General features: G+C 65.0%; 8 protein-coding genes and 1 pseudogene. 4 read left to right on the top strand and 5 right to left on the bottom strand.

Annotated features, from left to right (window positions below; all coding sequences use genetic code 11):
• Positions 1–21 precede the first annotated feature (21 nt).
• From JCM9942_RS08215 to JCM9942_RS08205, 3 genes and pseudogenes are all read right to left on the bottom strand, one after another.
• Positions 22–2,291 (bottom strand): annotated as a pseudogene (locus tag JCM9942_RS08215) (thiamine pyrophosphate-dependent enzyme).
• 46 nt (positions 2,292–2,337) lie between these two features.
• Positions 2,338–2,997: a glutathione S-transferase family protein gene (locus JCM9942_RS08210; protein ID WP_054658964.1), complete on the bottom strand. Its 660-nt coding sequence runs from the start codon at positions 2,995–2,997 to the stop codon at positions 2,338–2,340.
• Between the two features lie 159 nt (positions 2,998–3,156).
• The gene (locus tag JCM9942_RS08205; protein WP_054658965.1) at positions 3,157–3,984 is read right to left on the bottom strand and encodes a glycine zipper 2TM domain-containing protein; all 828 of its coding nucleotides are present in this window, start codon (positions 3,982–3,984) and stop codon (positions 3,157–3,159) included.
• Positions 3,985–4,137: 153 nt separating this feature from the next.
• Here JCM9942_RS08205 and JCM9942_RS08200 point away from each other — a divergent pair, with 153 nt between their 5' ends.
• Complete coding sequence (locus JCM9942_RS08200; protein WP_054658963.1) at positions 4,138–4,362, top strand: DUF6116 family protein; 225 nt, start codon at positions 4,138–4,140, stop codon at positions 4,360–4,362.
• A gap of 3 nt (positions 4,363–4,365) precedes the next feature.
• Positions 4,366–5,136 (top strand): TatD family hydrolase, encoded by a 771-nt coding sequence (locus JCM9942_RS08195; protein ID WP_054658962.1) that lies wholly within the window; start codon positions 4,366–4,368, stop codon positions 5,134–5,136.
• A 13-nt stretch (positions 5,137–5,149) separates the two neighbouring features.
• On the opposite strand, the gene JCM9942_RS08190 is transcribed toward JCM9942_RS08195, so the two are convergent.
• Positions 5,150–5,971 (bottom strand): tRNA threonylcarbamoyladenosine dehydratase, encoded by an 822-nt coding sequence (locus JCM9942_RS08190; RefSeq protein WP_054658961.1) that lies wholly within the window; start codon positions 5,969–5,971, stop codon positions 5,150–5,152.
• 73 nt (positions 5,972–6,044) lie between these two features.
• On the opposite strand from JCM9942_RS08190, the gene JCM9942_RS08185 reads away from it, so the two are divergent.
• Positions 6,045–6,476: a cytochrome c gene (locus JCM9942_RS08185; RefSeq protein WP_054658960.1), complete on the top strand. Its 432-nt coding sequence runs from the start codon at positions 6,045–6,047 to the stop codon at positions 6,474–6,476.
• A 111-nt stretch (positions 6,477–6,587) separates the two neighbouring features.
• Positions 6,588–7,073, top strand: a complete 486-nt coding sequence (locus tag JCM9942_RS08180; RefSeq protein WP_054658959.1) for a glycine zipper 2TM domain-containing protein — start codon at positions 6,588–6,590, stop codon at positions 7,071–7,073.
• Positions 7,074–7,142: 69 nt separating this feature from the next.
• Here JCM9942_RS08180 and JCM9942_RS08175 read toward each other — a convergent pair whose 3' ends face one another.
• Complete coding sequence (locus JCM9942_RS08175) at positions 7,143–7,352, bottom strand: cold-shock protein (protein ID WP_054658958.1); 210 nt, start codon at positions 7,350–7,352, stop codon at positions 7,143–7,145.
• Positions 7,353–7,473: the final 121 nt, after the last annotated feature.

The following is a 7,473-nucleotide window of genomic DNA, read 5'->3' as shown; positions in this document are numbered from 1 at the left end:
AGTTCATGTGCCAGCGGTGTCTCACGCAAGCTGCGCCGCTGCGGCCACCACGTCGTTCTCCCCCGGCAACACCAGCAACGCGGCGCCGGCCAGTGGTGTATAGGTGTCCACACCGGTCACCCGCCGCAGCGGAATGTCCCCGTGACCGGCCTCGACCACCGCGGTGATCACCCCTTCACCGACACCGGCGCTATGCCGCCCCTCATCGACCACGACAATCCGCTTGGCACCCTTGGCCTGCGCGGCGATCCAGGCATCATTGAGCGGCACCAACCAGCGCAGGTCCACCACCCGCACCTTCCAGCCTTGCGCCTGCTCGATGGCCCTGGCCGCACGCAGGCTCATGGGCACACCGTTGCCATAGGTGAAGATGACCAGATCCTCGCTTCCCGCACCGTAAACACGTCCTTCACCGAGGGTAAGCGCCTGTTCCGGGGCCGGATATGGGAACAGCCACTGCCCGTCTCCCGCTGCGTACAGGTCCTTGCCCATGTACAGCGCGATCGGCTCGAGGAACACGCACACGCGGCCGTCCACCTTGGCCAGCGCCGCCAAGGTGCGCAGCATCGCCACGGCATCGTCGCCGCGCGAAGGGCAGCCCACCACCAAACCGGGGATGTCGCGCAGGGCCGTGATCGAGTTGTCATTGTGGAAGTGGCCGCCGAAGCCCTTCTGGTAGCCCAGCCCGGCGATGCGGATCAGCATCGGGTTGCGGTACTGGTCGTTGGAGAAGAACTGCAGCGAACAGGCCTCGCCGCGTACCTGGTCGATGGCATTGTGCAGGTAGGCCAGGTACTGGATTTCCGGCAGCGGCAGCATGCCCATGTTGGCAAACCCCTGCGCCATACCCAGGATCATTGTCTCGTCCAGCAGGGTGTTGAACACCCGGCGCGGCCCAAATGCTTTCTGCAGGCCCTTGGTCACCGTATAGACGCCGCCTTTCTGCGCCACGTCCTCGCCGAACAGCACCGTTTCCGGATATTTGGCGAACAGGTCGTGCAAGGCCTGGTTGATCTGCACGGCCAGATGCTTCGGCGGCTGGTTCTCCGGCAAGGCCGCATCGCTGCCGAACACCTGCAGGCGCCGCTCGCGGTAGTCACCCCGCCTGGCCTCCGCCTGTACTTTGTCTGGCGTGTAAGGCGCCAGCGGAGCGATCACCTCGGCCAGCCCGGTCAGGCGCGGGCGCTGGTCGGCCGCTTCGGCGGCGGCAAAGCAGCGCTTTCGGGTCTGTTCGTACAGCGCCAGCACCTCGGCCTTGTCCATCAGCCCCGACTCGACCGCGATCTGCGCCGAGCGCAGCAGCGGATCGCCCGCCTCCACCGCGCACAGCTCCTCCAGCGCGCGCCATTCGATCTCGAAATCGGTACCGGCGTGGCCCATCAGCCGCGTGGTGCGCAGATGCAGGAAGGTCGGTCGCCGGGTCTTGCGGCAATGCTCCACCGCACGCTGCACCTCGGCATAGCCACTGGCCAGATCCAGCCCATCGGCATGGAAATAGTCCAGACCCGGGCGATGGCGGAAGCTCTCGGCGATCCAGCTTCCGGCGTCTTGACCGAGATGCCGATGCCGTTGTCCTCGCAGACAAACAGCAACGGCGCCGGCAGTTTCTGGAAACTGCTCCACGCGGCGGCATTGAACGCGGTCTGCGCGGTGGCGTGGTTGGCCGATGCATCGCCGAAGGAACAGATGGTGATGCTGTCGTCGGGAATCGGCAGCGCATGTCCCACGCGCCTGCCGGCTTCGATCGCCATCGCCGTGCCCAGCGCCTTGGGCAGGTGCGAGGCGATGGTCGAGGTCTGCGGCAACACCCACAACGGCTTGCTGCCCCACACCTTGTGGCGGCCGCCGCTGGCCGGATCATCCTTGCTGGCGGCGAAGGACAGGGCCGAATCCATTACAGGGTCCAGGCCCGGCAATTTGCGGAAACGCTCGGCCATGAAGCCGCCGGAACGGTAGTGCAGGAAGGCCGGATCGGTGTGCCGCGCGGCACGCGCGACCATCGCATTGCCCTCGTGCCCGGAGGAGCCGATCGTGTAGAAGACCTTGTTCTGGACGCGCAACACCCGCGCCATCAGATCCAGATGACGGCTGATCAGCTGTGATTCGAACAGTTCGCGGAAGCCGCGGGCGTCCAGTGCGCTCCCCGGCAGCACCGGCGCGCCGTCCTGCGGCCCTTTGCCAGGCCCTTGGCCCAGCCCGGTTACGAATTCGATGAAATTGGTATCGCAGATCTCGGCGCGGTTCAGGCCCTTCATGCGGGCCGGAAGGGGATTCGGTACACGGGCAAACATGCAGACAGACTCCACGTGACAGTCGCGTTGGGCGGGGAAAAAAGGTTCAGCAGCGGGTGGCGATACGGGCAAGCACCTGCGCCTCCGGTGCGGGCATCGCCACGAAGCCGGGTTGCGCGCGTACCCGCTGCAGCCATTGCTGGATGGCCGGATACGGGGACAGCGCAATGCCCCCGTCTTCGGCGACGGCGGTGTACGCGAACAGGGCGATGTCCGCGATGCCGTAGTCGGGCCCGGTAAACCAGGTAGCGAGCGACAAGTGCCGCTCCATCACCGCCAGTGCGGCATGACCGTGTTCGCGCAGGCGCGGCAGATCATCGCGGCGTGGGGAGTCGTCCCGTGCCCAGCCACTGATGAAACGGGCCACGGCGATATACGGCTCATGGCTGTACTGCTCGAAGAACATCCACGACAGCGCCTGCGCACGCTGCCAGCCATCAACCGGCAGCAAGGGCGTGCCTTCGGCCAGCCAGAACAGGATGGCGTTGGATTCGGTGAGCACGCGCCCGTCGCCCAGTTCCACGACCGGCACTTTTCCATTGGGATTGAGCGCCAGGAACTGCGGCGTGCGGGTCTGACCACCGGCGCTGTCCACCTCGATCCATCGATAGCGCGCGCCAAGCTGCTCAAGCAGCAGGCGCACCTTGTAACAATTGCCCGAAGTCGACATGCCATGCACAGTCAACGGAGCGTCAGGTTTCACCATTGATACGGTTCCAGAAGGTGGCGGCCGGTACAACGTATGCGCCTCATCACACCGCAATCACTGGCCGTTGGAAAGTGCGCCTGCAGCAATTTCCGGGGGGCCGGCAACAGAAAAGGGCCGGCAAGGCCGGCCCTTTTGATATGCGCGACAGTACTGCGATTACTGGCGGGTGCTACCTGCATCCACTTTGGCAGTCTGTGTCACCACCTGGCCATCGATGACCGGCAGGCGGTCGCTGGCCGGGCGGCTTTCCATACGGACGGTCTTTTCAGCGCCGTCGTAACGGTAGGTCACGTCGTAGCCGATGGTCTGATCGGTGTTGCCCATCGCAATGCGGTTGCCCGGCTTGCTGTCCATCCGCATGGTGCCGGTGCTGCCGTCGGCATTGCGGTAGGTGACGTTGTAGCCGGTTACCCGCGAGGATTCGGAGGTGGTGTTCTCGGTGCGGCACTGGCGCTCGGTGCGGCTGACGACGCGACCACCGACGTGACGTTTGTCGACCTGGTTGCCGATCACACCACCGGCGACCGCACCGGCGGCTGTCGCGGCCTTCTTGCCGTTGCCGCCACCGACCTGGCTGCCCAGCAGGCCACCGATCACCGCGCCGGCGACCGTACCACCGACATTGCCATCACGCTCGGGCAGGCGCTCCTGCACCACCACATCCTCGCACACCTCGTGCGGCACGGTGGTGGTGGAGGTTTCGCGCACCGGCTCGGTACCGATCACCGTGGCATAGGCGCGCTCTTTCTGTGTCACCGGAGCGACCTTCAGCACATCGGCGTAGTCGAGCTTGCCACCGGCAGCCAGCGCATCGCTGACCGCCGCATCGTCGGTGAAGGCGGAATTGTCCAGCACCGGAGTCGTCCCCTCGGTGCCGGCGGCAAGCGGCGCCTTGTCGCGCCCACTCATGAAGGCCGCCGTGGCAATACCGCCCACCAGCAGCGCGCCGGCGGCGACCAGAATCGTTGTGGTGTTGCTCTTCATCGTCGGCTCCTTGCGGTCCATCCGCGCTGACTGGGGGGATTCCAGCATGATAATGCTGAACAGAGGCAGGTATTTCCGCATCTGCCCCTTACAAAATTCAGGCTTCGTCGCAATATTGCGAGCGTCCCCCTCCTCTTCCCGCAGGCCACCCACATGTCCAGCCCGATACTGCTGCCGTTGATGTCCTGGGCACGCAAGTTGCGCTACCCGACCCTGTTCAAGATCACCGCGGCACTGTTCGTGATCAGCATGCTGCTGCCCGATCCCATCCCGTTCATCGATGAGATCCTGTTCGCGCTGGGCACCTTGCTGCTGGCCAACTGGAAGCGGCGCAAGGATCCAGCCATCGAGCCTGCGGTCATTGCACGCAAGCGCTGACCCGTGCAGCTGATCGACAGCCACTGCCATCTGGACGCGCCCGAGTTCGATGGAGACCGTGCCGCGGTGATCGAACGTGCCCGCGCCGCGGGCGTGACGGTACAGATCGTCCCGGCCATTACCGCCGCCCGCTGGCCCAAGCTGCGCACGGTCTGCACCCTGGAGAGCGGGCTGTATCCAGCCTACGGCCTGCACCCGATGTTTGTGGCCGAGCATCGGCCCGAACACCTGGACCAGCTGCGCGACTGGATCACCCGGGAACGTCCGTGTGCCATCGGCGAATGCGGACTGGACTTCTTCGTCGACGGTCTCGACCCGGATGCGCAACGCGCCTATTTCAACGGACAGCTGGTACTGGCGCGCGAGTTCGACCTGCCACTGATCGTGCATGCACGCCGCGCCCTCGACGAGGTGATCCACACGATGCGGCGGATCGGCGGGCTGCGCGGCGTGGTCCACAGTTTTTCCGGCAGCCCCGAACAGGCCCGGCAGCTGTGGGAGATGAACTTTTTGATCGGCCTCGGTGGCCCGGTGACCTACGACCGCGCCAACCGCTTACGCGGCCTGCTCACGCAGATGCCCCTGGAGTACCTGCTGCTGGAAACCGATGCCCCGGACCAGCCGGACGCCGCCATCCGCGGCCAACGCAACGAGCCGGCGCGGCTGCCGGCCATTTTCGAGGTGATGGCACAGCTACGCCAGCAGCCGGCTGGCGAGATCGCCGCGCAGACCACCGCCAACGCCCGTCGCCTGTTCGCTCTGCCCGGCCCTTGACCGGGCAACACGGTTACTCGACCACGGCCACCGCGGCAGCGGCCTTTTCGCGGGCCTTGAGCAGGATTTCCAGGGCACGGCCGACGGCGGCAAAGGCGAATGCCCCGGTGATGTGGGTGGCCGCACCCAGCCCGGCACCGCAGTCCAGCTTCAGCGCAGCATCCGCGCCCAGGCTCGGGCGCAGCCCGCAGACGCTGCCATCGGCCTGCGGATACTTGACGTTCTCCAGCGAGTAGATCGCCGAAACCCCGAAATACCGCTGCGGATTCTTCGGAAAATTGAACTCGGCACGCAGCTTCTTGCGGATCAACGCCATCATCGCATCGTGCTCGGTCCGCGAAACATCCCGCACCCGCACCAGGGTTGGATCGGTACGTCCGCCGGCCGCCCCCACGGTGATCATCGGCAGCTTGCGCCGCCGGCACCAGGCGATGGCCTCGACCTTGACCCGGAAACTGTCACAGGCGTCGATAACCAGATCGAACCGGCGATCCAGCAGCTCGGCCATATTGGCGACGGTCAAAAACGCCTCGACGGCCTTGACCTCGATCTCGGGATTGATCGCCCGGCAGCGTTCGGCCATCGCCACGGACTTGTTGCGTCCATATTGGCCAGCCAGTGCCGGCAGCTGGCGGTTGGTGTTGGAGACACAGATATCGTCGGCGTCGATCAGGGTCAGATGCCCGACCGCCGAACGCGCCAGCGCCTCGACAATCCACGATCCCACCCCGCCCATGCCGATCACCGCGACCCGGCAGCCGGACAGGTGCTCGATGGTCCCGGCACCATACAGCCGGTCGATACCGGCAAAGCGTTCACGCAATGACTCTTTCATGCGCCCATTTTAACCGTGGTCGGCAGCAGTCCGTGCGTCGTACCATCGGCATTCCTTGTCCGGAGACACCCGCATGTCAGATCCCGTCCGCACCCAGTCCAAGGCCTCCCGCTATCTGTTCATCCTGGTTCTCGGCCTGCTGCTCGGGGTGGTGGCAACGGTCATGGCGATGCGTGCGATCCAGGAGCGCCAGGACCATTTTCCCGACAGCCTGATGACCGTACTGGCCAAGCAATCGCAGCTGCTCGGCGAAAGCCAGAAGCAGAACCGCTGTGCGCCCAGCGACGTGGCCCCGCGCCTGCAGACGCTGCGCGCCCTGTCCAACGACCTGGATCTGGCCTTCCCCGGCCTGAAGGACGATGCGCGCTTCCAGCAGCATGCCAGCCAGTTCCGCGCCACACTCAATGATGCTCTGGCCAGCGTGCCAAGCGACTGTGCGGCGCTCGCCGTCACCCTGCAGAAGCTGGGCAGTGACTGCAAGGCCTGCCATCAGGACTTCAAGTAAGCCGCATCCAATTCACCCGTGGTTGGCGCTCCATTCACGTGCGAAACGACACGATCCGGGTGCCGGGCAAAACCACATGCCCGTAATCCCCATCTGGCAAGGAGCAACACCATGAAGATTCAATTGATCGCTGCAGGCGCCATCGCCAGTCTGGCTCTGGCCGGTTGCGCCACGTCGCCCGGCTACGGTGGCGGCTACAACAATGGCGGCAGCTACGGCAACAGCAACAACGGCTACAACCAGAACCAGTGCCGTGATTGCGGGATCGTGACCCGCATCGACACCGTGGCATCGGGCCGCACCGCACCGGCGGCGACCGGCGCGGTGCTGGGTGGCATCGTCGGCGCGGTGGCTGGCCATGAGATCTCCGATCACACGGGCGGCAGCCGCGGCAACAAGAACATCGCCGCCGTAGCCGGCGCCGCGGCCGGCGCTCTGGCCGGCAACAAGATCCAGCAGAATGTCACCGGCAATTCGTATGACATCCAGGTCCGCATGGATGACGGGCGCGTGATCGTGGTCAACCAGAAGGATCTGGGCGGCATCCGCGATAACACCTATGTGCGCGTGGTCAACGGGCGCGTCGTACTGCGTTGATTGGCAATGCTCCACGGACAAGCAAAAAGGCCCGCTCGCGCGGGCCTTTTTGCTGCCGCCAGCAGCGTATCAGACCGGCTGTACGGCGTCGGCCTGCAGGCCCTTCTGGCCCTGGACCACGGTGAAGGTGACCTGCTGGCCTTCTTTCAGGCTCTTGAAGCCCTGGGTCTGGATGGCGCGGAAGTGCACAAAAACGTCTTCACCATTCTCACGACTGATGAAGCCAAAGCCTTTGGCGTCGTTGAACCACTTGACGGTACCGGTTTCGCGATCAGACATCTCGACTAACTCCCTGTAGCTCTGAGTTTGATGGATACGCCCCGCAAGGCGGCTGACTGCAAGGAGGAAGCGAGGTGCAACGATGCAGCAAATCGTTCGATCTACCCATCAGGCCACGATT

Source organism: Stenotrophomonas pictorum JCM 9942 (genome assembly GCF_001310775.1).
Lineage (GTDB): Bacteria > Pseudomonadota > Gammaproteobacteria > Xanthomonadales > Xanthomonadaceae > Stenotrophomonas > Stenotrophomonas pictorum.
The sequence above is the reverse complement of the archived record's forward strand: the minus strand, read 5'-3'. Positions and strand labels throughout refer to the sequence as shown.